This window comes from Paucisalibacillus globulus DSM 18846 (assembly GCF_000482485.1).
GTDB lineage: Bacteria > Bacillota > Bacilli > Bacillales > Amphibacillaceae > Ornithinibacillus > Ornithinibacillus globulus.
This window is the reverse complement of record NZ_AXVK01000001.1, coordinates 348774-374621: the sequence shown is the minus strand read 5'-3', so window position 1 is coordinate 374621 and position 25848 is coordinate 348774. Positions and strand designations below refer to the sequence as shown.

26 protein-coding genes and 1 pseudogene are annotated in these 25848 nt (G+C 36.0%); 17 read left to right on the top strand and 10 right to left on the bottom strand.

All coding sequences use genetic code 11. The features are described 5' to 3' along the window. Positions 1-231 precede the first annotated feature (231 nt). Positions 232-591 carry a YuzC family spore coat inner layer protein gene (locus K332_RS0101990; protein ID WP_051359316.1) on the bottom strand — a complete coding sequence of 120 codons (360 nt, stop codon included), beginning with the start codon at positions 589-591 and terminating at the stop codon, positions 232-234. 189 nt (positions 592-780) lie between these two features. Here K332_RS0101990 and K332_RS0101985 point away from each other — a divergent pair, with 189 nt between their 5' ends. Further along, positions 781-2031 (top strand): DNA polymerase IV, encoded by a 1251-nt coding sequence (locus tag K332_RS0101985; RefSeq protein WP_026905918.1) that lies wholly within the window; start codon positions 781-783, stop codon positions 2029-2031. A gap of 50 nt (positions 2032-2081) precedes the next feature. Here the strand turns inward: K332_RS0101985 and coaW are convergent, their stop codons facing one another. Beyond that, positions 2082-2885: a type II pantothenate kinase gene (gene coaW, locus K332_RS0101980; RefSeq protein WP_051359315.1), complete on the bottom strand. Its 804-nt coding sequence runs from the start codon at positions 2883-2885 to the stop codon at positions 2082-2084. A gap of 190 nt (positions 2886-3075) precedes the next feature. Here coaW and K332_RS0101975 point away from each other — a divergent pair, with 190 nt between their 5' ends. Continuing rightward, complete coding sequence (locus tag K332_RS0101975) at positions 3076-5040, top strand: acetate--CoA ligase (RefSeq protein ID WP_026905916.1); 1965 nt, start codon at positions 3076-3078, stop codon at positions 5038-5040. Positions 5041-5097: 57 nt separating this feature from the next. Here the strand turns inward: K332_RS0101975 and K332_RS0101970 are convergent, their stop codons facing one another. Next, positions 5098-6300: a S8 family peptidase gene (locus K332_RS0101970; RefSeq protein WP_026905915.1), complete on the bottom strand. Its 1203-nt coding sequence runs from the start codon at positions 6298-6300 to the stop codon at positions 5098-5100. Positions 6301-6583: 283 nt separating this feature from the next. Here K332_RS0101970 and K332_RS0101965 point away from each other — a divergent pair, with 283 nt between their 5' ends. The 8 genes and pseudogenes from K332_RS0101965 (at position 6584) to qoxD (ending at position 13963) form a co-directional block, all read left to right on the top strand. Then, positions 6584-7405, top strand: coding sequence for an alpha/beta fold hydrolase (locus K332_RS0101965; protein WP_051359314.1), 822 nt, complete (start codon positions 6584-6586; stop codon positions 7403-7405). 113 nt (positions 7406-7518) lie between these two features. Next, positions 7519-7980, top strand: coding sequence for an Hsp20/alpha crystallin family protein (locus tag K332_RS0101960; RefSeq protein ID WP_036687838.1), 462 nt, complete (start codon positions 7519-7521; stop codon positions 7978-7980). Positions 7981-8142: 162 nt separating this feature from the next. Then, complete coding sequence (locus K332_RS0101955; RefSeq protein WP_026905912.1) at positions 8143-8919, top strand: DUF2268 domain-containing putative Zn-dependent protease; 777 nt, start codon at positions 8143-8145, stop codon at positions 8917-8919. A 210-nt stretch (positions 8920-9129) separates the two neighbouring features. Continuing rightward, positions 9130-9207: pseudogene (locus K332_RS24655) on the top strand (YjcZ family sporulation protein); the annotation flags it as partial. Positions 9208-10142: 935 nt separating this feature from the next. Next, the gene (qoxA, locus tag K332_RS0101945) at positions 10143-11069 is read left to right on the top strand and encodes a cytochrome aa3 quinol oxidase subunit II (protein ID WP_026905911.1); all 927 of its coding nucleotides are present in this window, start codon (positions 10143-10145) and stop codon (positions 11067-11069) included. A gap of 64 nt (positions 11070-11133) precedes the next feature. Continuing rightward, complete coding sequence (gene qoxB, locus K332_RS0101940; protein WP_026905910.1) at positions 11134-13080, top strand: cytochrome aa3 quinol oxidase subunit I; 1947 nt, start codon at positions 11134-11136, stop codon at positions 13078-13080. Further along, positions 13080-13676 (top strand): cytochrome (ubi)quinol oxidase subunit III, encoded by a 597-nt coding sequence (locus K332_RS0101935; protein ID WP_026905909.1) that lies wholly within the window; start codon positions 13080-13082, stop codon positions 13674-13676. The genes qoxB and K332_RS0101935 overlap by 1 nt, the downstream gene beginning before the upstream one ends. 2 nt (positions 13677-13678) lie before the next feature. After that, positions 13679-13963, top strand: a complete 285-nt coding sequence (gene qoxD / locus K332_RS0101930) for a cytochrome aa3 quinol oxidase subunit IV (protein ID WP_026905908.1) — start codon at positions 13679-13681, stop codon at positions 13961-13963. 57 nt (positions 13964-14020) lie between these two features. Here the strand turns inward: qoxD and K332_RS0101925 are convergent, their stop codons facing one another. Continuing rightward, the gene (locus K332_RS0101925; RefSeq protein WP_026905907.1) at positions 14021-14245 is read right to left on the bottom strand and encodes a hypothetical protein; all 225 of its coding nucleotides are present in this window, start codon (positions 14243-14245) and stop codon (positions 14021-14023) included. 261 nt (positions 14246-14506) lie between these two features. On the opposite strand from K332_RS0101925, the gene K332_RS0101920 reads away from it, so the two are divergent. Together K332_RS0101920 and K332_RS0101915 are read left to right on the top strand one after the other, a co-directional pair. Beyond that, the gene (locus K332_RS0101920; protein WP_026905906.1) at positions 14507-15049 is read left to right on the top strand and encodes an NfeD family membrane protein; all 543 of its coding nucleotides are present in this window, start codon (positions 14507-14509) and stop codon (positions 15047-15049) included. Positions 15050-15100: 51 nt separating this feature from the next. Next, the gene (locus K332_RS0101915) at positions 15101-16678 is read left to right on the top strand and encodes a flotillin lipid rafts scaffold protein FloT (RefSeq protein ID WP_026905905.1); all 1578 of its coding nucleotides are present in this window, start codon (positions 15101-15103) and stop codon (positions 16676-16678) included. 264 nt (positions 16679-16942) lie between these two features. On the opposite strand, the gene K332_RS0101905 is transcribed toward K332_RS0101915, so the two are convergent. Next, entirely contained in the window at positions 16943-17296 is a 354-nt protein-coding gene (locus K332_RS0101905) for a DUF1360 domain-containing protein (protein WP_026905904.1), read from the bottom strand. A 134-nt stretch (positions 17297-17430) separates the two neighbouring features. Continuing rightward, positions 17431-18075, bottom strand: a complete 645-nt coding sequence (locus K332_RS0101900) for a DUF3889 domain-containing protein (protein WP_026905903.1) — start codon at positions 18073-18075, stop codon at positions 17431-17433. 426 nt (positions 18076-18501) lie between these two features. Here K332_RS0101900 and K332_RS0101895 point away from each other — a divergent pair, with 426 nt between their 5' ends. Then, the gene (locus K332_RS0101895) at positions 18502-18711 is read left to right on the top strand and encodes a metal ABC transporter ATPase (protein ID WP_026905902.1); all 210 of its coding nucleotides are present in this window, start codon (positions 18502-18504) and stop codon (positions 18709-18711) included. Positions 18712-18749: 38 nt separating this feature from the next. Here the strand turns inward: K332_RS0101895 and K332_RS0101890 are convergent, their stop codons facing one another. Beyond that, positions 18750-19022, bottom strand: coding sequence for a GNAT family N-acetyltransferase (locus K332_RS0101890; RefSeq protein ID WP_026905901.1), 273 nt, complete (start codon positions 19020-19022; stop codon positions 18750-18752). Positions 19023-19297: 275 nt separating this feature from the next. Between K332_RS0101890 and K332_RS21825 the strand changes: the two genes are divergently transcribed. Both K332_RS21825 and K332_RS23875 read left to right on the top strand, forming a co-directional pair. Further along, the gene (locus K332_RS21825) at positions 19298-19732 is read left to right on the top strand and encodes a YndM family protein (RefSeq protein ID WP_036687834.1); all 435 of its coding nucleotides are present in this window, start codon (positions 19298-19300) and stop codon (positions 19730-19732) included. 129 nt (positions 19733-19861) lie between these two features. After that, entirely contained in the window at positions 19862-19960 is a 99-nt protein-coding gene (locus K332_RS23875) for a YjcZ family sporulation protein (RefSeq protein WP_156914130.1), read from the top strand. Between the two features lie 166 nt (positions 19961-20126). On the opposite strand, the gene K332_RS0101875 is transcribed toward K332_RS23875, so the two are convergent. After that, on the bottom strand, positions 20127-22871 hold the full coding sequence (locus K332_RS0101875; protein ID WP_026905899.1) for a UPF0182 family protein: 2745 nt from the start codon (positions 22869-22871) through the stop codon (positions 20127-20129). Positions 22872-23113: 242 nt separating this feature from the next. On the opposite strand from K332_RS0101875, the gene K332_RS0101870 reads away from it, so the two are divergent. Then, the gene (locus tag K332_RS0101870; protein ID WP_036687831.1) at positions 23114-23704 is read left to right on the top strand and encodes a DNA-3-methyladenine glycosylase; all 591 of its coding nucleotides are present in this window, start codon (positions 23114-23116) and stop codon (positions 23702-23704) included. A gap of 58 nt (positions 23705-23762) precedes the next feature. Further along, complete coding sequence (gene moaC / locus K332_RS0101865) at positions 23763-24245, top strand: cyclic pyranopterin monophosphate synthase MoaC (protein WP_036687964.1); 483 nt, start codon at positions 23763-23765, stop codon at positions 24243-24245. 485 nt (positions 24246-24730) lie between these two features. Here moaC and K332_RS0101860 read toward each other — a convergent pair whose 3' ends face one another. Together K332_RS0101860 and mobA are read right to left on the bottom strand one after the other, a co-directional pair. Next, positions 24731-25243: a MogA/MoaB family molybdenum cofactor biosynthesis protein gene (locus K332_RS0101860; protein WP_026905896.1), complete on the bottom strand. Its 513-nt coding sequence runs from the start codon at positions 25241-25243 to the stop codon at positions 24731-24733. Positions 25244-25253: 10 nt separating this feature from the next. Then, entirely contained in the window at positions 25254-25847 is a 594-nt protein-coding gene (gene mobA / locus K332_RS0101855) for a molybdenum cofactor guanylyltransferase (RefSeq protein WP_026905895.1), read from the bottom strand. Position 25848: the final 1 nt, after the last annotated feature.

Here is a 25848-nt window from a genome sequence, read left to right as displayed (position 1 = left end):
TGTATCTAAGTTAATTTTTCTATGTACGGAAAGTTTCAAGGCTTTCTTATTACTAAAAAACTACTCTAATCGAATAGCTATTTTTTTGATTTTTTCAAAATAACAAAGTTTATTATAATTTTATACGATAATTCGTCAAATTACAACAAAACTCGAGCGTAAATTACTAGTATCATTTCAGGTTTTTAAGCTTAAATGCCAGTCAAATTGTATTTAACTGGCATTTTGCTATTAATTCCATCGTAATGCTACAGTTAATCTGCAACATTCTGTATTTTCAACTTTCGAAATGAATTCCATACGTAACTCATCAGGATTAAATGTAACATGAATATCAGATGTTATCCCCATTGATTTAAGTAATCTCTCAACCTCATCATTATTAGACTTTTGTGCAGCTTCCATGACCTTTTTGCTAAATTCCCCCGAATCCGCAAGCTTATCTAATATAATACTTGCTTCCCTCATTAACTTTCTTGTTTCTTGTGCAGATTGATGTAAAAAACCTGTATTTACATCGGGGAATTGACGATGTATTTGGTTAGGATAAGGATATACTGGGTAAGCATATACTGGGTAATAATAATACAATGGTTGTTCCACCTCTCCCTATTTTCTTCCATACAACACTATATGCAGAAAGTAAATTTCAGGGATAAGTAATTTTGTAATATCATTGTTGAAATCGATAGGGCTGCTTATTTGTATAATTTTCCATTGATAATCTAAAATACAATACATATAATAAGAACAAACGTTCCTAATAGGTGGTGAAACAAAATGGATTATTCCACTTTTCCGCGGCATGATGTACTATGTATTGATATGCGTTCCTTTTATGCTAGTGTCGAGGCTGTTAAATTAGGGTATGACCCTATGGAAGCCATGCTTGCAGTAGTTGGTGACCCAAATAGATCTGGTAGTATTGTTCTTGCTGCTTCACCTGCTTTAAAAGAAAAATATGGGATAAGCAATGTCAGCCGTTTTTTTGAATTACCAAAAGATCCAGATATCCATATTGTTCCAGCACATATGGCCGATTATCTGCAAGTCTCCGTAGAAATCACTAGATTAATTAATCAATATGCTCCGAAAGAAGCCATCCACCAATATTCTGTGGATGAAGTATGGGTAACACTAGATGGGCTTGATAAGCTATTTGGTAGCCCTTTAGAGATTGCTAAACAAATCAAACGTGATATTATCGATAGTTTTGGTATCACCTGTTCCATTGGAATTGGGGATAATAAATTTTTAGCAAAGGTGGTAATGGATTTACACGCCAAAAAAGTTGGCATTGCAGAATGTCGCTATGAAGATGTAGAAGACAAACTTTGGCCTTTTCCTGTTGAAAAAATTTGGGGCATTGGAAGTCGCATGAAACGTAATTTAAACCGCTTGGGTATTATCACCCTAGGGCAGCTTGCGCGCTTTGACCTAGAGCATCTTAAGAAACGATTTGGCATCATGGGAGAACAGCTTTATTGGCATGCATGGGGAATTGATTTAAGTCCCGTGTTCGGAGATTTTGTTAAGCATGAGCAAAAAGGATTTGGGCACGGTATTGCCCTCCTGCGGGATTATACAAAAGATGAAGTTGCTGTTTGTATTTTAGATTTATGCGAAGAAGTCTGTCGTAGAGCACGTACAGCTGGAAAAACAGGTAAAACGATTCATCTTGGAATTTCCTATTCAAAAGAAACTGGTGGTGGATTTTCTCGTTCTCGATCTATCCCCTTTCCTACTAATGTCACGATAGATATATATCATATCTGTATGCAACTTTTCAGTGAATTTTATGATGGTTTTAGTGATATCCGCCATGTCTATGTCACACTGGATAATTTGTACGATAAAGCAGAAACGCAATTAAACTTGTTCGAAGACCGTTCTAAAAGAAATGATATCGGTTATGTCATGGATGCCATCCGAGATAAATATGGATCTACCGCCATTCTCCGCGCAAGTAGTTTTACTGATGCTGGCGTTACACTAGATCGCAGTAAAAAAATTGGTGGACATTACGCTTAACCCCCTCAGGAAAGGGACTTTTCTGAGGGGTGTGTAAAAAGAAAATCCTTCTAATCAATGAAAGCCCCGATAGCACCCGCATGTGACCCTTTTTCTAAAAATATAGGCTCGTAGGACATCGCATCCTTAAAACTACTAAAAATATTTTTTAAAGCCTTATTATTCACCAAAGTACTACCAACGAAAACAATCCGATTAACTTGCTTACTTCTTGCTACTTGACCAGCAAGTAAAATAATCGTCTCACCAATTAACTGCATCACACTTGCTAAGTAATCATTCTCATTTGCTGCTTCATTTACATGTACTTTCCCAAAATTAGCAGCTGTTAAATCACCAAAGATTGGCGGTTCATTAGGGGCATAAATATCCCGAACTAATAAATCACTATTTCGGTTGTCCCCTTTTTCTGCCATAGTAATATACGAAGAAAAATCATTTTTACCTGTTATTAAATGACCGAGTCCCATTAGAGTTCCTCCGCCAATCCCACTACCTAACACACGCTCAAAGGAATCTTTCTCAACATAAAAAAATGAGGTTCCCGTACCAATATTGACTAATATAAATTCCTCTTGTCGATTACTCATTTCCTGTTCTAATAAGTAGCGTGTTCCCTTCGTAACCGCGTGAAACTCCCCAACTAAACGAGAATCATTAGAAAGTAATTTCTTTAACTGACCAGCTTTTCCACCAGTTATTACTAATTCTGCATCCGGGGCTAAAAAGACTAACCATTCCGCCACTTTTTCTAATTCACGATTTGAAAAGGTTTTAATATGTATTTTCCCTTGTTCCTGATAAGCAATTTTGACAAGTGAGCCACCAGCATCTACTCCAATTTTACGTATCAAATCTTTCCCCCCTTGAAAACTCTTTCCATTATCAATTTACAACAACAATTAGAAAAAGAAAAGAATACCAGATTAGCCAACATTTAGCACCAGATACTAAAATTTGATACTAAAGTTTTATTTCACCCATTCAGAAAATTTGATATAATTCAAATAGATGGGTTAATTAATAAAAGGAGGAAGCTAACAAATGGATGTAAGTGGTATTTTACAAGTAGTTGAGAATAGTAAACTAGTCTATCCAAATGAAAAAAAAGCACGTGCCACAACGATTGGTTCGGCTAAAGCCTTTCAAGAGCTAGTGGAAAAATCCCAAAATAACCCTGCAGAGTTTTGGGATAATGTTGCTCGTGAGCTTGTTTGGTATGAACCATGGAAAGAAACCCTCACAGGAGACCTTCCCGACTTCCGTTTTTTTGAAGGCGGTATCAGCAACCCAAGTATAAACTTACTTGATCGACATGTAGAAAATGGTGCTGGAAACAGGACAGCACTAATCTGGGAAGGTGAAAATGGCGAAACGAAGTTCTTCACCTATACTATGTTGTTAGCTGAAGTCAATCGCTTTTCAAATGCCTTACGATCATTAGGAGTTAAAAAAGGTGATGGTGTAGCCATTTTCCTTCCGAATTTAGCAGAAGCATTTATTGCTGTTCTAGCATGTTTTCGTGTAGGTGCTGTCTATAATAGTATTTTTTCCGGATACTCGGAAAAATCATTAAAAGATCGCTTAACTGCTTTTGAACCAAAAGTTATGGTCACCGCTGATGCAACACAACGTCGCGGTAAAAAGATAAATTTAAAAGAAAAAGTAGACAATGTGGTACCTGAAATTTCATCCGTGGAAGCTGTCATTGTTGTCAATCGTTTTGGAACTGAGGTTACAATGCAACCAGGTCGAGATTATTGGTGGGAAGATTTACGAACAAAAATGAGCATGAATTGTGAGCCTGAGCGAATCGAAGCAAACGAACCTGGAATTGTTTTTTATACAAGTGGAACGACTGGAAAACCAAAAGGTGTTGTTCACTCCGGTATGGCCTTTGTTATCCAAAATTATATTTATGCAAAATATCATATGGACCACAAAGATGACGATGTATTTTGGTGCTCCGCAGATATCGGGTGGCTAACGATGCACATATGGGGTATTGTTGGTTCCTTAGCTAATGGAGTTACTACTGTTGTCTATGAAGGCGCGCCTGATTATCCTACAAAGGACCGATTCTATCAAATCATAGAAAAATATCGGGTCAACAAGCTCTTTACCGCTCCAACTGCATTACGAATGCTTAAAAGTCTAGGCAATGAAGTAATGGAGAGTTTTGATCTTACATGTCTCGATGTAATCTCTTTGGTTGGAGAACCATTTGATTCCGAAACATGGCATTGGACATACGAAGTACTTGGCAAAAAGAGAATTTCAGTTAATAATACTTGGGGACAAACAGAAACTGCGGGCTGCCCTATCGCAGGAGCTGCTTGGTTAACTCCGATGAAACCGGGATCAGCAGGAATACAATTCCTAGGGGCAGATGTTGCAGTGGTGGATGATCAAGGAAATCCAGTCGGACCTAATACATTAGGAAACCTCGTAATTAGAAAGCCATTCCCGATGCTTTGTCGCACACTTTGGAAAGAGCCGGAACGGTACTATAAAACTTACTTTAGTCAAGTTGAGGGTTGTTACTTTGCTTCTGATTTAGCATTAATCGATGAAGAAGGCTACATATGGGTAGTAGGACGTTCAGATGATGCATTTAATGTTGCTGGTCACAGATTAAGTACAATGGAAATGGAAAGTGCTGTTCTCGAGGTTGCGGGCGTTTCAGAAGTGGCTGTAATCGGTGTACCTGATGCAATTAAAGGAGAGGTTCCCGTAGTGTTCGTCCGACTAGCAGATGGTTTTTCTGAATCTGAAGAGTTATTAGAAAGAATTAGTTCAAGCATTGAGAAGCAAATTGGTGCTATTGCAAGACCACAAGAGATCATTGTTTCAGATGCTCTTCCTAAAACAGTAAGTGGAAAAATTATGCGAAGACTCTTGAAGGAAATTGTAGTGAAAGGTACGGTAAGTGGAGATGTTACAGGACTAGAGGATCCTGGTACAGTAACACATATTCAGGAAACGGTTAACACCCGTACAAAGATTTAACAACTTAAAAACGGAACAGCTAAATTGCTGTTCCGTTTTGTAATAAGCTAAGTATTATTAATAACGAACAGAAGCATTCACATTAATCAATCCATGCTCAACTTGACGACCTACACCACTCATATATACAGCAGTATTTTCAATTGCTGCTCGAACTTGTGCATTGCTTTTTCCTTGTGATTTCAGTAATGCTGCCTGCCCAGCAACATATGGAGAAGCCATGGAAGTACCAGACATGTAAACATAGCTGTTATTTGGATAAGTAGATGCGATATCTACCCCAGGAGCCATAACATCAACCCAATTACCCCAGTTGGAAAAGCTTGCTTTACGATTATTTGAATCAACAGCACCTACAGCAATCACATTCGTGTATGACGCTGGCTCAAAAGTTGTACTCACGCCATCATTTCCTGCTGCAGCAACAACGACAACTCCTCGATTCCATGCATAGTTCACTGCATTTTCTAATGTCTGGGTATCACAGTCACATCCTAATGAAAGGTTAATAACCTCAGCACCTGCATCTGTTGCATAAATGATACCATCTGCAATATTCGCTAAAGAACCACTTCCATTAGCATCTAAAACTCGAACAGCTAATATTTTCGTGTTAGGAGCCATACCAGCAATACCAGTTGCATTATTCGTTTCTGCGGCAGCAATTCCAGCTACATGTGTACCGTGACCATTTTGATCCTGTGGGGTCCAGTCTCTCTGGACAAAGTCATAGCCGCGAATAACCTTTCCATCTAAATCAGGGTGATTATAGTCCACACCAGAGTCAAGTACTGCAATTTCTTGACTCGAGCTACCACGAGTAACATCCCAAGCATGATCTGCATCCGTATTAAATAATCCATATTGATAGCTAGGGCTAAAATACGTATCATTTGGTGTCCATGTAGCATTAAGTACATAGTTTGGTTCAGCATACTCTACATTAGGATTGTTATTTAAATCCTTTACAACAGCATCTACATTACCAACTTCAAGCACTAAAAACGATGACTTGACTGCGTCAGTATCGGCTTTCACCTTTGCATTAACATTATTAAGGGCATTACTTTGTTGTGTAGCAGAGACGTCATCTTTAAACTTAACGATAACTTCTCCTTTAATGTAATCATCTTTTGCTACAGAATGCGAACTACTAGTAACCTTTTCTAGCTTCCCCTCGTCTGTTGCAGCATTTCCTACAATTGGAAAAAGCAGAACTAGAACAACTGTAATCAAACCACCTAACCAAGACTTCTTCATGAAACTCCTCCTCTCGTTATACGTTTAATTATATTTCGAGAGGCATATCCAAATAATGAGCAAAGAAGCCCAAATAAGTTGGGAAATAGAAGTGGCTATCTTCAGTTTGACACTGGTCTAAATCCTTATAGTAAAGTTAGAAATAATATCAATTTCAAATTTATCATTTTATAATGATAAATAGTATTAGCATTGGGAAGAATGTGGCTAAAGATGAATTGACAATTTATGAGTCACTTTAATGAGCATTCCTAATTAAGTTCGAGGTGAAAATTAAAACCAGATGGATTTTACAAAAATGTATATAAATATATTGAAAACAACTATTTATTGTGAATATAGGCTCCAAGATAAACCAACTATTTTTCTCATACACGGTTTTGTTGCATCATCATATACCTTTAATCGCCTAAAAGAACTTCTAGCAAATGACTTTTCAATCATAGCGATTGACTTACCTGGATTTGGGAAAAGTGAGAAATCTACATCATTTATCTACTCATTTGACAACTACGCTAATCTTATACTGAAATGCATGGATCATTTCCAAATAAAAGAAGCTTATGTAGCTGGTCATTCTATGGGTGGACAGATTGCTTTATACACAGCAATGAAAGAACCAGGTCGAGTAAAGAAACTAATTTTATTCTGTAGCTCAGGATATTTACCAAAAGCAAAAAAACATCTTATTTACAGCTCTTATCTCCCCTTCTTTCATGTATTTGCAAGACGAAAGATTAATTCACAGAGCGTTGTTAAGAATCTTAGAAATGTTTTTTATGATCATTCTTTTATTACGAATGACCAAATTGAGGAGTACGGGAGACCACTCCAGGATAAGAACTTTCCAAAGTCACTTGTCAGACTACTTAGACACCGTGAGGGAGATTTAACTAGTGAGCAACTCCATGATATTAAGACACCCACTTTACTAATTTGGGGTGAAGAGGATAAAGTTGTTCCGCTTCCTATTGGAAGAAAACTTGCTAAAGACTTACCAAATGCAAAACTCGTTTCGTATGAAAAAGCTGGTCATTTAGTTACAGAAGAAAAATCCCAGCAATTATATAAAGAAATCCTCTCATTTACCGAGACCCGGGATTAAGTGAAGCAACACTTTATCCTGGGTTTTTAACGTCTTCACAATATAATGCCCACCACTTTACAAAGAATATCGCATAATCTAATAGTAATATTTCATCATAGGGGGTGAACTGTATGGATGATTTTAGAAAAAACAGGCTTCCTGGTCGCTTCGATATTGATATGACACCTTTAAACGACTTTATGAAACATATGGACTCTTTTTTCAATCAATCGTTTAAACAGATGAATGAGCACTTCCACCTTCATCCATTTTGGGTAGACGTTAAAGAGTTGAATACCCATTATCTAATACAGGCAAAACTTGACGGATATAGGCGAGATCAAATTCAAATTGAAGTGGAAGGAAACAAATTAAGGATAAGTATTGATGACCATCGACTTATGGATCAAAAGGATTTGAAAGGTAGCATAAATTATAAACAGCAAACATTTTCCAAAAGTGAACGAGTTATTTCTTTACCATTTGACATACCTAAGAAAGAGATTAATGCCTCTTTTAAAAACAACAAATTAAGCATTACTATACCAAAAAGAAAAAGTAATAGGACAATTATAGATATCGAAGAATCTTAATCCACAATGGTTTCAGCCTCTATTAAAGTCGCTCAGATTCTTTTTAATACTATAACTCTGGCTAAAGCCAACCGAAAATTCATCCCATGTCAAAAGACGGGCAATGCCCTGCACCAGTGTTTTTTTCAGAAAAACAAAAATTAATGAAAAGAAGGAGATAGCTTGCCAGTATATCAAACTGATAAATGGCTTGAAAAGTCATATGACTCCCCCGAACATATTTATAAAAAACTAACTAACTACTTTTATAAAGGTAATATAAAAGAAGTCACTAAACTACTTATTAGTCACGGAATGTATCACAGACCAGAACAAGATGGAGAATCATTATTAAAATCTTTACGCAAAAAAAACGTATGGAAAATCATTGCGAAAGAAGAAAAAATACTAAAACAAGATTGGAATGGAAAAAACATCCCTATATTTATCTTCCCATCTGATATGTACAATAGAAAAATAAAAGAACAGTATAGCGGAAGAGCCGGTCTAGCATTTAGTGATAAATTATTTTTATTTATCTCCGATAGAAGTACCGAAAATGAAATAAAAGCTTTATTCACTCATGAATATAATCATTGTTGCAGACTTAAGCACGATCCGATTAAGGAAACAGACTATACCCTTTTAGATGTCATCATTCTAGAAGGGCTAGCAGAAAATGCTGTTCGAGAAAGATTCGGATCTTCTCTCTTAGCACCATGGACATCCTATTATAATGGTGATGAATTAAAGGACATATGGGAAAGTATAATTTTACCTCATAAGGATTTATCCAAAAACACAAGAGAGGCTAGTAACATTCTATACGGGAGGAGCTTTTATCCTAATATGGCAGGATATAGCGTTGGATATTATTTAGTGAAACAATATATAAAAAATACTGGTAAAGGAAGTAAGGAATTATTAAAAATTCCTGCTAAAGAAATTGCTTCAATCTAATAATAGGCAAATATACAGTTTCCCTAAAAACTGGGTATCTGTCCCAGTCAATACGATTCTGTAATCATATAGTATAACAAACACTAAATGAAAAGTGTTTTAGATTTGGAGGTTCTTCCTTCCAAATTTACTGATATTGTACGTTAGGAGGGATGTAGAATGTCATTCGGATACGGCTGTGGTGGTTATGGCGGTTATGGCTACGGCGGAGGAGGTTACAACAATAGCTTTGCGCTAATCGTTGTATTATTTATCCTTCTAATCATCGTAGGTGCTGCTTGGCTATAATTTTAAGAATTTACTAAACTACAATAAGACGGGGGCACTTCCCCGTCCCAGGTAGTAATGAATCTTTCACAAAAGGCTATATTTCTTCGATGTTATCGGCCAAGAGGTGGGCCTAAAACGAATAGTTAATGGAGCATCCGTCAAATTGGATGCTCTTTTTAATTTGGCTGTTTTCGTAATGTTTGTTGCTCTTTCTTTTCGCTATTGATAGAATCTGCGCAGTAACTTTAATTATGAGATAAGTGTAGTGCTAAGACACCGCTCCGGCAGAATACTCCGCTTTCCGCGGGCACGGCCTCAGCCTCCTCGCGGAAAGACCACCGCTGCGGGGTCTTCGGACACGTGCTATTCCCGCAGGAGTCTACGTATTCTGCCTGCGCTAGTATTGGCTTTCTAAATAAAAATTGTTTTATCACACATTTTCATTAAAAATCACTTTTAATCAAATTTAAGCTAAACCAGCTCCGGAAATACACGGAGACTCCTGTGGGAGGTTAGACATAGGTGAGACCCCGCAACGACGAAGGAGTGAGGAGGCTCACCAGCCGCCCACGGAAAACGAAGTGTATTTCCGGAGCGGGTATGACTCTCAGTCCAAACATTATTAGTTACCGCACAGTCTATTCAAATAGGTAACTAACAACAAATCTTATAAAAGACGGCATTATTCTAACTACATATTAAAATTTCCCCGTCCTCTAACTAGCTATATTTAAAACTCCTCCTCCCCCCTTCGGCCCCGATTTACCAGGATTATTTTTCCTATTTACACAAAATCGACATATATTATTGAACAATTTGTGAAGTGTAAAACAAATCATTGTAATAATTATCACAACGTAATAAGATATGGTAGCGGCTCTTTGTGAAAAAAAATCACATGTATGTCCATTTTGTTAACATTAGCAACCATTTTTGGTGAAAGGAGAAAGTATATGAAACTCAAATTAGCATTTATTACATTCGCTATATTGTTAATGACTATTTTAACTGGTTGTGAACCTCTTTTGGTATTAGACCCTAAAGGTCCTCAAGCAGAAACAACAGCTAATGTAATTTGGCTTTCAATTTTAATTATGGCGATTATCGTCATTGTCGTCATCACGCTTTTAATTATCATGCTCTATAAATATCGGGCTTCCAAACAATCAGAGGATTATGAACCTCCACATATTAAAGGAAATCCTATTGTTGAAACAATTATAGTAGCAATTCCCGTTCTAATCGTTATTTTCCTTTCCATTGTTTCGGTTAAATCAACTTACGAAGTGGAAACAGTTCCTGAAGGATATGAAGATAATGAACCACTCATAATCTATGCTGCGTCCTCTAACTGGAAATGGCATTTTAGTTATCCAGAACAAGATATAGAAACATTGAACTATGTATTTATACCAACCCATCGCCCAGTAGAGTTTAGATTATATTCCTATGGACCAATCACAAGCTTTTGGATTCCTCAGCTTGCCGGTCAAAAATACGCAATGGCAGACATGGTCACGAAGATTAACCTAGTGGCAGAAACTCCTGGTGATTATGTAGGTAGAAATGCAAACTTTAGTGGAGAAGGATTTGCCGAGAATACGTTTAATACAACAGCATTATCAAATGAAGAGTTTAATAAATGGGTAGAAGAAATTCATTCTACAGCAGACCCACTTACTGAGGAACAATTTGATAAGTTATTAGAGCCTGGCCATTTAGGACAAATGACCTTTACAGGAACACACCTAGAATTTGCACCAGCTCCAGAGGGTGAACATGCAGGACATCACCATGGAGACTCAGACGAAGGTCATTCAGATCATGAAGACTCCGAAGAGGAAAGTCATTCAGATCACGAAGACCACTCTAGTCATTAAATAAGATGATTAATAGTTTGGAAGTATTAAATAAAAGTGAAGTATCTCGAAAGGAGTTATCAAAATGGAATTCTTTGATAGATTTGCCATTCCCCATCCAAGTCCAATGATTTACGCATCGATGGTGGCAATTGGTTTAGTACTTATTGCTATCGTTATAGGACTTACTTACTTTAAAAAATGGGGTTACTTATGGCGTGAATGGTTAACAACTGTTGACCATAAACGTATCGGTATGATGTATATTATCTCTGCATTATTAATGCTATTCCGAGGTGGCGCTGACGCAGTAATGATGCGTCTACAAACAGCTGTACCGGATAATACATTTTTAGATGCACAGCACTATAATGAAGTATTTACAACACACGGGGTAGTTATGATAATCTTCATGGCTATGGCATTCATTATCGGTATGATGAACTTTGTTGTACCTTTACAAATAGGAGCACGTGATGTTGCATTCCCTAGATTAAATGCAATTAGTTTTTGGTTATATTTTGCAGGAGCAATGCTATTTAATATCTCGTTTGTAATTGGCGGCTCCCCTGACGCAGGTTGGACGAATTACTTCCCACTTGCCGGAACCGAGTTTAGTGAGACTGTCGGTGTTAACTATTATATGTGGGCACTACAGATTTCTGGTATTGGTACACTAATGACAGGAATCAACTTTATCGTGACCATTCTGAAAATGAGAGCACCTGGTATGACATTAATGAAAATGCCGATGTTTACATGGTCTGCATTAATTACTAACGTCATCATTGTATTTGCTTTCCCAGTATTAACCATTGCATTGTTAATGGGTACACTTGATCGTCAGTTTGGAACACATTTCTTTGCATCGACAAATGGCGGAATGGATATGCTCTGGGCTAACCTATTCTGGGTTTGGGGACATCCTGAGGTTTATATTTTAATCCTCCCTGCTTTTGGTATTTACAGTGAGGTTATTGCTACCTTCTCACAGAGAAACTTATATGGCTATAAGTCCATGGTAGGATCAATGGTTCTTATCTCATTCATGTCATTCTTAGTTTGGGTACACCATTTCTTTACAATGGGACATGGACCACTTGTAAATGGAATCTTTTCCATTACCACAATGGCTATTGCCGTACCAACAGGAATAAAAATATTCAACTGGTTACTCACCATGTGGAAAGGAAAAATCCGCTTCACTGTTCCAATGTTATATTCCATCGGATTCATTCCGCTATTCACCATTGGTGGTGTAACGGGAGTAATGCTAGCTATGGCAAGTGCCGACTATCAGTATCACAACACCATGTTCTTAGTTGCACATTTCCATAACGTTATTATCCCTGGGGTTGTATTCGCAATGCTTGCTGGACTTACCTATTGGTGGCCAAAAATGTTTGGATTTATGTTGAATGAGCGAATTGGTAAATGGGGATTCTGGTTCCTATCTATCGGATTCTGTCTAGCATTCTTCCCAATGTATATCACAGGATTAGATGGGCAAGCACGTCGTATGTACACATACTCTGAAGAAACTGGTTTTGGTCCATTAAACATGCTTTCCTTCTTCGGCGCTGGACTAATGGCAATTGCCTTTATTCTAATTGTATATAACGTATATTACAGTTTCCGTCATTCACCAAGAAATGTTGGTCAAGATCCATGGAATGCACGTTCACTAGAATGGGCAACACCTAATCCAGTACCACATTACAATTTTGCGGTTACTCCAGTCGTTAACTCGTCTGAAGCATTTTGGGATTCTAAGAAAAACGGCCATCAATTATTTAAAAATAAAACAGAAAAAATTCACATGCCAAATAATAGTGGATTACCAATTATATTGGCAGGGTTATTCTTTGTATTCGGATTTTCGTTCGTCTTTGGCATATGGCCTGGAGTCATTATAGCTGCATTAGGAATTTTTGGATGTATGGCATACCGGACGTTCGAAAAAGATAACGGACATTATATTCCGGTAGAAGAAATAGAAGAAACTGAAAAGAAATTAGGAGGTGCTAAATAATGAAATTAAATAATACTGAACCTCTTGAATATAGTACTAATCAGAACCAAATGAATATTTTAGGTTTTTGGATATTCCTTGGTGCTGAAATTATGCTGTTTGGAACATTATTTGCATCGTTCTTTACACTTGAAAATGGTGTTGGTTCTGGACCATCAGGTGCTGAAGTTTTTGAGATTACACCTGTTATATTGGAAACAGTTATTCTATTAACGAGTAGCTTTACTATTGGTCTAGCAATCCATGCCATGCGAATTAATAATAAAAAGGCAACTCTGGCATTCTTAGGAATTACACTTCTATTAGGATTATCATTCCTTGGTGTAGAAGTTTATGAGTTTATTCATTATTATCACGTTGGTGTAACATTACAAACTAGTGCCTTTTCAGCAATATTATTAACAACTCTTGGCACACATGGTGCGCATGTTACGTTTGGTTTATTCTGGGGATTATTCATATTCCTACAAATCAAAAAGCGAGGATTTACGCCGGAAACAACTAATAAATCATTTATCTTCTCACTATATTGGCATTTTCTAGATGTGGTTTGGATTTTCATCTTTAGCTTCATCTATTTGAAAGGAATGATGTAAACATGAAAGAGTTATTCCCAGTAAAACAAGTAATGGGATTTGTTTTTTCACTAGTTCTTACTGCAGTTGCCCTAAGTGTTTACTTCTTTAATATGTCGTTTGAAATGGGGATGACGATATTATTAGTTACAGCTTTTATACAAGCAGCACTTCAGCTGGTGTTCTTCATGCATGCTGGTGAATCAAATGACAAAAAAGCAATTTATACAAATGTTTACTATGGTATAGCAATTGCTTTAGTTACTGTATTTGGTACACTACTAACATTAATATGGGGATATATGTAATTTCTATAATTTAGCTAGCAATAAAGGAGCTCTGTCCTAGTCGACAGGGCTCCTTTTCTATTCGCTTATTTTATTGTTCTTCTCCACTACTTCTTCCGTTACAACTAAGAAAAGCCCCATGATAAAAATGAATACTCCACCCATTGTTATTCCTATTCCTACTCCAGTTATCACATTGTAATCGTTTCCAAAATAGCCGTATAAAAATGAAATAATACCAATAGTGATTAACGTGCCACAAAGAATATTAACTGCCCTTAATATTTTTGCAGAATTTATCATGATCCATCCCCCCTCTTCCCTATATTATTCATCCTGTTCACAAATTTGTCAAACTTTTATCAAAATAGGCGTATTTCATTATGTCTATGGTAAAAAAGTCCGTTGATTACCTTAAACACCATATTTACGCGAATACTTTTATTAATTGAACATTGTACTTTACATTTTTTTAAAAATTATTTCTATTTTATGAAACCTAGGTTACAATAGAATCGTATAATAGGTAATCGGAATTTTTAATCTACAGATAGGATGATGCTTATGACAATATTTGGAGTTGATATTCAAACAATTTATTTAACAACACTAATTATCTCAGGTTGCTTTACTGTACTTTACTTGTTTTTCGGGGATGTTATAGACGGTGTTGGTGAGGGTATTCCCATTTTGAATCCCACTCTGATTTTAGCTTTTATTGTTTTCTTATCCTCTTCTGGATTTGTATTAGAACTAGTTACACCCTTCTCAAGTACCCTAATACTTCTTGTTTCAATTGCTTTTGCTCTCATAATGGATGTTCTATTAAACTTTTTCGTTCTAATTCCACTTGCATCCGCTGAGGAATCTTTAGCTTTCACGGAAGAATCATTAAAAGGAAGAGTTGGTAAAATAATCATCTCTATTCCAGAGGATGGCTTTGGTGAAGTTATTGTTGATGGAAAGAGTGGAATGATTTCAAGACCAGCAGCAAGCTATGAAAATATTCCCATTACAGAAGGAACAGAAGTACTAGTATTAGAAATCAAAGCGGGTGTATTTTATGTCACTCCTTACAATTTGAATTCCGAATTATCATTATCATAATATAATATGGTTTAAAAACCGTATTAAATATATTATCAAGGGGGAAATGGAATGGATTTAGGTATATTTGGTGGATTTACAATACTAATTGTAATTGCATTATTTCTTGTCATTACACTTATTGCAGTATTTATTAAAAAATACCGCACAGCTGGTCCAGATGAAGCTTTGATTGTAACAGGAAGCTACTTAGGAAACGGAAAAACCGTACATACGGATGAATCTGGAAATAAGATTAAGATTATTCGTGGTGGAGGTACATTCGTACTACCAGTATTCCAACAAGCTGAACCATTAAGTCTACTATCTAGTAAACTTGATGTAACAACTCCTGAAGTATACACAGAACAAGGAGTACCAGTAATGGCTGATGGTACTGCCATTATAAAAATAGGTGGTACTGTAAATGAAATTGCCACTGCTGCAGAACAATTTTTAGGAAAAACTAAAGAAGATCGTGAAAGTGAAGCAAAAGAAGTTCTAGAGGGACATCTCCGTTCCATTCTTGGATCGATGACAGTGGAGGAAATTTATAAAAACCGTGATAAATTCTCACAAGAAGTTCAACGTGTCGCCTCACAAGATTTAGCAAAAATGGGACTAAACATTGTCTCCTTTACTATTAAAGATGTAAGAGATAAAAATGGTTATCTTGATTCCTTAGGTAAACCACGTATTGCACAAGTAAAACGTGATGCTGATATTGCAACAGCAGACGCTGATAAAGAAACACGTATTAAACAAGCTGAGGCTGCAAAAGAAGCGAAAAAAGCCGAACTTGAACGTGCAACTGAAATCGCTGAGGCCGAAAAAGAAAATCAATTAAAAACAGCTGAATATCGACGCGAACAGGATATTGCAAGGGCACGTGCAGACCAAGCTTACGATTTAGAAACTGCTCGTGCACAACAAGAAGTTACAGAACATGAAATGCAGATCAAGATTATCGAGCGTCAAAAGCAAATTGAACTAGAAGAAAAAGAGATTTTACGTCGTGAAAGACAATACGATTCCGAAGTTAAAAAGAAAGCCGATGCGGATCGTTACTCTGTTGAGCAAGCTGCTATCGCCGAGAAAGCAAAACAAATTGCTGCTGCTGATGCTAACCAGTATCGAATTGAATCCGAAGCAAAAGCACAAGCTGAGAAGATTCGTGTAGATGGTTTAGCAAAAGCTGAAGCAGAACGTGCACAAGGTGAATCTGAAGCTGATATTATTCGTCTTAAAGGTCTTGCAGAAGCCGAGGCGAAACGCAAGATCGCTGAGGCATTTGAGCAATACGGTCAGGCAGCAATCCTAGATATGGTTATCCATATGCTTCCAGAATACGCGAAAGAGATTGCTAGCCCTCTAGGTAATATCGATAAGATTACTGTAGTAGATACTGGCGGTAATGGTAAAAATGGCGGTGGTGCGAACAAGGTTACTGGTTATGCAACAGACCTAATGGCATCACTACAAGAGACTCTTAAAGCTTCTTCTGGTATTGATGTTAAAGAATTACTAGAAGGATTAGTTGGTAATAATAAATTAACCGTTGGTGATCGTGATGGATTATCTTTTGAACTTAACGAACCCAAAACGGTTACTAAAGATAAAGAGAGTGTAGAAGAAAAGGTTACCAAATAGACGAATAAGCGCATCCTATAGGGTGCGCTTTTTTTATGGTTTTGGTGTTCTATTTTTTTGTCAATAACAGAGTAATGTTAAACCACACAACTTTATAGTTTGTTGCATGGCTTAGCATAAAATTAGATATTACTTATCGTCGTTTTCTTCTTTTACCACAACCACAACCAGATCTCTTAATTCTTTTTCCTTGTGGCTTTGGTGAGGACGTATTACCTTGTTTATTCTGATTAGTCATTTACAACTGTCCTCCTTTAACAAACATTATTCTACCAACCGTTGCACAATAGATTCACATATACCCGCTGCGCCAGCAATTGCCAGAAGCGTTATTAAAACATCACTTCCCGTTGGCCAAACCACCATTAATCCCAATAAAAGAGCTGTACACCACATACCGGTACACCAATAGCAACTTAATAGCTCACCAACCCAATACTGTAAACCCTTCCCTTTAATTTCAATATAGGTAAACGTATTGCCATTGGGATCTGTCTCTTCTATTTCATTATGAAAGGGTCTTCGAATAAAATTAGTAATCTTATCAAATACAACTAGCCTTGTTAATCGGAATGCAGCTAATAAAAGCAATATAAATTCAAGCCATCCATTAATCATTTTCTTCATCCTTGTTAAAATTGCTATATAGGGAGAATTTACTTTTTGAAATATAGGTATATAATAGTATAGTTTTCATAGCATTAAATGACACTGGTAAATACCCAGTTAAAGCATTATTTCAGAACATTAGCCTATATTTCTGTAAAATCAAAGGAAATCACACGATCCGTTTGAGGATTATAAACAACACTTCCTCTTATTTTTAATTCCTCTTTTTGTTGATGAAGAATAAAATCAAACGTTTCTTTTGTTCTAGTTGGTGATATTTCTGTTTTACCGACAGAATTATAATCAGTTACATCAAACCCTGGATGACCAACTTGCACTATTTCTAGTAAATATTTCCCCCATTTCTCCCCTTCTAATTCCGGTGATGGGGTTATCTCTACATTTATAACCCCCTGATTCAAATTAGCCCCTAAAGCTTCAAAGGATCTACGATGTAGATTGATTCGATTTTGGGGATATCCCCTTACTTGATCTACTACCGTCACTATGATTTCTCGCCCATTAACTGGATTTCTTACTTTTAACGAATCACCACATTGACTAGTTGTATTTTCCCCTACAGCAACCGACATAAATTGATTTGTTGACCAAGGTAGTCCGCATTTTGTAACTGGACCACCAGATGTCCATGTTGCTTGCCCCTGTATAACCTGTTGTCGTTCTCCATTAGATACATTCGAATAATTATGATTTTCTATTGGATAATACGGATAAACTGGATAAGGGTAGTAGCTATATCCAGAATTATAAGGATTATTATAATACATATCGGATCCCCCTAAATTCAAATTGTTTCCTTCTCCTGTTGTTCGAGCTACATTCATAGCCCCGTATTACAAGAATATGAATATAGATGGTTGACCTGTTACATTTATGGAAAGCATAATTATATATCGACAAATAAAAAAGCTGTATTCATAATCTTTGTTGCTTTTTGTTTTATGATTGATGGAAACTGCTCGGGCATGATGCCCTAATTGGGGTGCAAAATTCTTTTAGTTTGTCAAATTTGCAAAATGGCTCAATTTTAAATTACGAAATACATTCCTATTCCTCATTTCTGCCAATTAACTACTTCAAAATGATGTATAGCAATGTAATTCCTCATGTAGTTACTGCTCACTTTATACAAATTATGTAATCAGCAAACTATTAGAAAACAGCAAATAGAAAATCACAAAAAGGAGTTTCACATGAGTGAACAAACTATTTTTATAAAAGAAGAAACTTCTGAGCCTGAGATTATTAAAGTAGAAGAAATTCTAAATCAATTAAGTGGGATAGAGCGAGTATTAATTGATACCGATGATGGAGAAGTTAAAATAGAATTTGATGAAAAGACTATTTCAAAAGAGCGAATTATAACAATCTTAATTGAAAATAACTTTACGATTATGCAATAAAAGCAGTGTAACAAAACCGCTACACTGCTTTTCACCAATCACACTAAAATATCATGAAGATTATTTTTTTCTATATATTTCTGAGCATAAGAACATTCCGGTATTATCTTTACTCCCTCTTGTCTAGCATAATCAACAACCATGTTAACTAGCTGGCTTGCCGTACCTTGTCCCCTAAATTCATCTGAGACAAAGGTATGGTCAATAATAAGATTTCCGCTAGAATCTTTTTGATAAGATATTTTAGCTTTTGGATCAGCCTCATCTTCACCTATATAAAATTTGTTTTGACCATGTTTGATATCTTCCATTTTGCACCTCCTTATTATTTTTTCCTTTATCATATTATTAATTATACGGTTAATCCCTATCTTAATCAAAACTAGCTATGATTTTACCACACCATAGGAAGAACAAAATCTCACAAAAGCAACATCATTATACAAACGTAATTGATACCTTTTCGCAACTCTAATGCAAGTTTGTACAATCAAGGATAAAAATATTGAAACCCTAGTAAAGAATGAAAAGATTAAGTAGGGGGAAATTAATATGGACTATTTCTAATTTGAAAGGGGTAACTTTTATGAGGCATTTATCATCATTTTTGCTTAAACTTATTGTGACTACAGGTGTACTTTGGATAGTCTTAGGTTTGTTTTACAATGTAACATTAACCGATATTCTACTAACTAGTTTTGTATTAAGTGCAATAGCTTATATTGCTGATGTGTTTGTCCTACCGAACGTATCTAATTTTTGGGCAACTATTGGTGACTTTGGATTAGCATTTGTTGGAATTTTCCTGATAGGGCAGGTGTTATTTGAAGGGAATTTTTCTATTGCAGATGCTTCACTTATATCTGCAGTCTTTATCGCCATTGGCGAAATATTTTTCCATCGGTATATGAAGAGTAAAGTAATTGACGATAAAGAATATACACATCCAAATGATATAACCATCTCCAATCGAATGCAAACCGAGTTTAGTTCAGAGTTAGATGAAGATGTTGATAAATAATCATGCTTACAAAAGTAATATCCTTATAAAAAAATGGCACATTTTTCTATTCCTTCCACAACAGTCCACGAGAGCTACAGTTCTTCTCCATATGATAAAAGTGATACTGATAGAAGGAGGGGAAACGAAGTGGGATACAGTGGAGGTTCTAGAAACAACAATAACTTCGCATTAATCGTAGTTCTGTTTATTCTATTAATTATTGTAGGTTCAGCTTATGTCTATTAATAAGCTGCAAAACTAACGCATTTCCTTATCCTAGGTCTGGATGCGTTAGTTTTTCTATCGTTATAGTCAGTAAAGTCCATAGTTAATTAAAATAATAATCACCTCCTAACAAAAAATGCCAGGCTATCAATTAATCGATACCTGGCATTCATATATTACACTAAACCTACTCTAAACCTTCTAATATTGTTTCTATTTCAGTCATAAGTTCTGCTGCTTTTTTCCATTCACCTTGCATAAGTGCTAATTGATATTCATCGAATAGTTTAGACACTTCCACAAGAGTTTCTTCTGCATTCACGATTGGATCTGTCTCTTCCTCGTCTTCTGTACCTTCATCAGGTTTAGCCGGATTACCATCATCATTCGGTTTACTTCCTGGGTCAACAATCTCGAGTATTCGTGCTAATGCCTTTTCAAAACTCTCTTCCATTACAATATAATCATCATAAGCTACGACCACTTGTTTCACTTCAGGTAAGGAAGTTTCATTTGATGATTCTATATAAATAGGTTCTACATAAACAATCGTATCTTCAATTGGAATGGCTAATAAGTTACCACGAATTACTTCAGATCCTCCCTGCGACCAAAGGTTTAATTGCTGAGAAATGACACTGTCCTGATTAATTCGATTTTCAATTTGTTGCGGTCCATAAACATTTTTCTGTTTAGGGAAACGATAAACAAACATTTCACCGTAATGCTCCCCATCGTTCCTAACACCCATCCAAGCAATCATATTTTGCCTATTTCTAGGTGTATATGGTTGCATTAAGATAAATTCCTCTTCTTCATAATCAGGTAATTTCATCGTTACAAAGTAAGGGTCCATTTCAACATCTTCATTATAATACTTTTCTGTAGGAATCTCCCATACATCCTCACGGTTATAAAATACCTCTAGATTGGACATATGATATGTTCCATAGATGGATGATTGAACCTTGAATAACATCTCTGGATAACGGAAATGCGCCTGAATATCTTTTGGTATTTCTTCTGTGAAAAGATCCGGGAATATATTAAGATATGTTTGTAATAATGGATCACTTGGGTCTACTACATAAAAATCTGTTTCCCCAGTATAAGCATCAACGACAACTTTTACCGAGTTACGAATATAATTCTCTCCACCGTCAGAATAAGGTTCTGCGTATGGATAATGTTCTTCTGTTAAATATGCATCTATCATCCAAGCTAGACTACCATCGTCTCGAATAAAAATATACGGATCTTCATCATAAGAAAAGAATGGTGCTATTCTATCTACACGATCCATAATATTACGCGTATGTAACATTAAACTATCTGAGTTTATTTGATCAGATACTAACATACGAAAATTCGCTGTGTCTATCGCGAATAATAAACGGTTTAGACCTGTCATCGGAATACCATTTTCGGCATCATAACGGGATGTTGCATTGTCTCCACCTTGTGGATAATCAAATTCTTCTTTTTTACTATTTACAACAATTTCGTCATACGATTCTTCACCAAAATATATTTGCGGTCGAGTAATTTCCATATCACCTTGTGGCGGTAAGTTATTCAACATATATTCTGGCTGTCCTTGCGGTGTCACTTGGTTAACATGACTCATAACAACTCCATAACCATGTGTATAACGCAAATTCAGGTTTTCCCATGTTTTTGCTTGATCAGATAAATCTTCTGTTCTTAATTCCCTAGCACTAATGAAGACCTGCTCATAATCTCCATCAATCATATAACGATCAATATCAACATCATTAAATGAATAGTATGGTCTGATCGTTTGAGTTTGGTCATACACATCTTCTAGTGGTCTGACGTCATTAATACGAACATTTTCAATCGTCTTCATATTTCGCTCTATCATTGCTGTATCTAATGTATCATTAACTGGATGTTCTTGCTCCTCTATACCAGATAGTTTATAGGCTGATCTAGTATACTCCAAGTTATGTGCCAAATATGGCTGTTCTTTTGAAAATTCATTTGGTGATACTACAAAACTTTGAACAACAACACTAGCAAGCTGACCAACAACAACAAGTACTACATAGGCAAAGATTGGAATTGCCATGGAAAGGATTTTTCCACGATTCATAGCTATAATCATCCAAATTGTACCTATTAATGCAACAGCAGCTAATATATAAGCTTTAGGTATATTAATCAACTGATCTGTATAACTTAAACCGTAAACAGCACTTTCTTGGAAGATGTTTACCTTATTCGTGAGAAGTGTTTCATATGGTGCTAATAGATGCAAACCAGCTAGTAAAATACCAACAAATCCTAATGTTATTCCCATATGGATCTGTGCTTTTCTACTTTTACGATATATACCAAATACTGAATAAAATCCAACTTCAAGTAAGAAAAAGAAAATCGCAAGACTTAATAAAAGATTAAGTATAATTTTCAATACAGGTAAAGTATACATATAAAAAGAGATATCCATATTGAAGTGAGGATCTTTAATATTAAAGGAAGCTTGATTAATGAACTTCAATAAAGGTTCCCAGCCTATCCCCTGTACAAGTGAGCTTCCAATTAATCCAATTACAATAGAAATCCCAAAAACAATCGCACTACTTTTCTTCTTTTCTAGGATTATCGGTGGAAGTTGCTCTTGTTTTAGATGACTTATGTAGGTACTTCGAACCCAGAAAAAGGTTATTGCTGATAAAACAAAGAATACAATAAAACCGATTCCAGCAAGTAATACCTTACTACCAAGAATAGTTGTAAATAAATCACGAAAGCCTAAACTATCCATCCAAATATAATCGGTTAAGAAACTAACAGACATAGCCCCGACAATAAATAAAAGAATAATGACTATAAGTGTAATAGATTTTACTTTTGACATTTTTGGTTTCTTTTTAGAAGTTTTATTCTCAAAAACTGTAAAATCCAAAGCGGTTCCTCCTAATTTATAAAATTTGAATCGTATTTTTTTACCCAAGCTAATCATACCAGATTAATGGGATATTCCACTATTATTACGATGTACAATGAAAATAGTTTCATTTTTTCAGTATTACTGCAAATCCTTAATTCAAGCTCTTCTATTATTTTATCCAAAGTCATGGATATTCTTTTTATTTACAAGGGAAGAATAGTACCCTAATTATAATATTAGTAGGAAGGAAAATCATTATGGACAATGCGTTGACACCACTACCAAAAATATTCTACACTAGACCAACTTTAACGCTTGCAAGAGAACTGTTAGGCTGTATTTTAGTAAAGGTAACTGACGAAGGTATCGCATCAGGAATTATTGTTGAAACAGAAGCATATCTTGGAGCCATGGACCAAGCAGCACATAGCTTTCAAAATAGACGAACAAAGCGGACCGAAATCATGTTTCATGAACCCGGTATAGTTTACACCTACCAAATGCATACCCATTGTTTAGTCAATGTAGTCGCAGGTCCAGAGGAGACACCAGAAGCTGTTTTAATTCGAGCAGTAGAGCCTTTAAGTGGAATTGAATTAATGTTAAAAAGAAGACCAGTTTCTAACATAAAGAACCTTACTAGTGGTCCGGGAAAACTTACAAAAGCTCTGGGCATAACAATGGATGACTATGGAAAAGCTTTCTATAACTCTTCTTTATTTATTGCTGAAGGAAAGAAACCACCCGAAATAGAGCAAGGTACAAGAATAGGAATTGATAATTCAGGAGAAGCAAAGGACTATCCTTATCGTTATTGGGTTACAGGTAACCCTTTCGTTTCAAGATAACTTGTCTTTTTCAACTTCCTACAATAAGATGAATGTAATAGATATTACTGAGGGGGAGATAATTATTTTAACGCATTTTAATGAGGATGGCCGAGCTAAAATGGTCGATATCTCAAATAAAGAAGCTACTACTCGAACAGCTATTGCTATGTCAAGTGTACAAATGAGCTATCAAGTTTACGATGCTATTCAAAATCAAAAAATAAAAAAGGGCGATGTACTTTCTGTTGCCCAGGTTGCTGGAATTATGGCAGCTAAACAAACATCTTCACTGATTCCAATGTGCCATCCAATTCCAATTAGTGGGATAAATATTACTTTCGATTGGAAGGAATTACAGGATAACATCAAACTATCGATACAGACTGAAGTAAAAACAGTTGGGAGTACTGGTGTGGAGATGGAAGCATTAACTGCAGCATCAATAACAGCATTAACGATTTACGATATGTGTAAAGCAGTCGATAAAAGTATGATGATTGGATCTACCTATTTATTAGAAAAAAGTGGCGGAAAAAGCGGGGATTATAAACGAAATTAAAAAGTAAAACTTCATTCGGTTGGAGTTTTTTCACTTTTCCATTCAATTGCAAATTGACGGAAAATGTGCAGTAATTTAAAATCATTTATTAAATGAAGTACATAGGTTTCCCATAAAAATATATGGAGTTCCTATATTGAGGTAAATGAATTTGTGAGATCTAGTCAAGTCGTGCTGGTTATCCCTATTCTCGCAACAACTAAGCTGCTAATTGTGCGAACCTGTTGAATTTTCATGCCACATCAACTACCTTCGTGCATCTTTTAGAGTTCCTTGCATGAATACGAATGAAAATGAAATAACTCGAGCGAGATTAACTTACTCATAATCCTACTAACAGTACATGAGCCAGAATCGGGAAAATACGAGCCCGCTTAAACAGAACAAGCGACAGAATCAGAAAAGCATGAGCCCTAACAAACAAGCCCATCCACCCTGATCAAGAAACCATGGAACCTGTTGCTGCGCATTTAATAAAAATAATATTACTCCAAATCCTTCGTTATTTCTCTAACTGCATGTCCAAGCTCTGGTAAAATCAGTTTCTCCATCGCCAGTTTTACAGCTCCTCGTGAACCTGGAGTTGAAAAAACTATCCGATTATTAACAACCCCACTAGTAGCACGGGATAACATACTAGCTGAACCAATATCCAGCTGATAGCTTAACATCCGGAATAATTCACCAAACCCAGGAATCTCCTTAGAAAACAATGGCTGTACCGCTTCAATCGTCACATCACGATAGGAAATCCCAGTACCTCCATTTATAAGAACTGCTTCCACATCACTATTTGCAGCCATTCCTTTCACAGTCTCCTGAATAATTATTTTTTCATCAGGAATAATCTCATATTGACGAATCTCATGACCCTCTTTCTCAAGAAACTCCATCATCAATTTTCCACTTTTATCTGTTTCCTTTGTTCTTGTGTCACTTACTGTAATAACTGCACATTTTACGGAATGTTTAGCATGCTGACGATGATTCTCTAACATGTTCTCCCCCCTAGTTGTCCAACCTCTGTTCATACTTCAGTAGGTCATCCTGAAAATTAATATTTCGAAATGGTTTTTCATTTTCAATCTCAATAAATGTAATCTCACTTTTTATAAATAATTGCTTTGGAGAAAGTTCATGATGAGCTAGTTGTTCTTTAATTTTATCCTTCATCGATCGATGAAAAATAGATATAAGTGGCTGTATCCTTCCTTTTACAAGCGGAACGATAGCCTCTTTTGAAACTCCTATATTCTCTATTAACGTTTTATATATCGATTCTTCTATAAAGGGCACATCAACAGGGGATACAAGATACCATTCCGCTTCCACGGAGTCCATCCCCGAATAAATACCTGCAAGGGGGCCTAATCCGGCATATTCCGGTTTATCAGTAATAAGTTTGAGATTGGGTTCACTTAACTTAAATTCATCTAGTAAATCATTGTTCGAAACAAGTACAATTGACTCTACTAAAGGATTCATTGCTTTGATGGGATATTGATAAAATGGAACCCCGTTCTTTAGTGCAAAAGCCTTAGGAGAACCAAATCGCCGTGACTGGCCACCAGCCAGTACGATTCCAGCAATTGCATATTTCAAT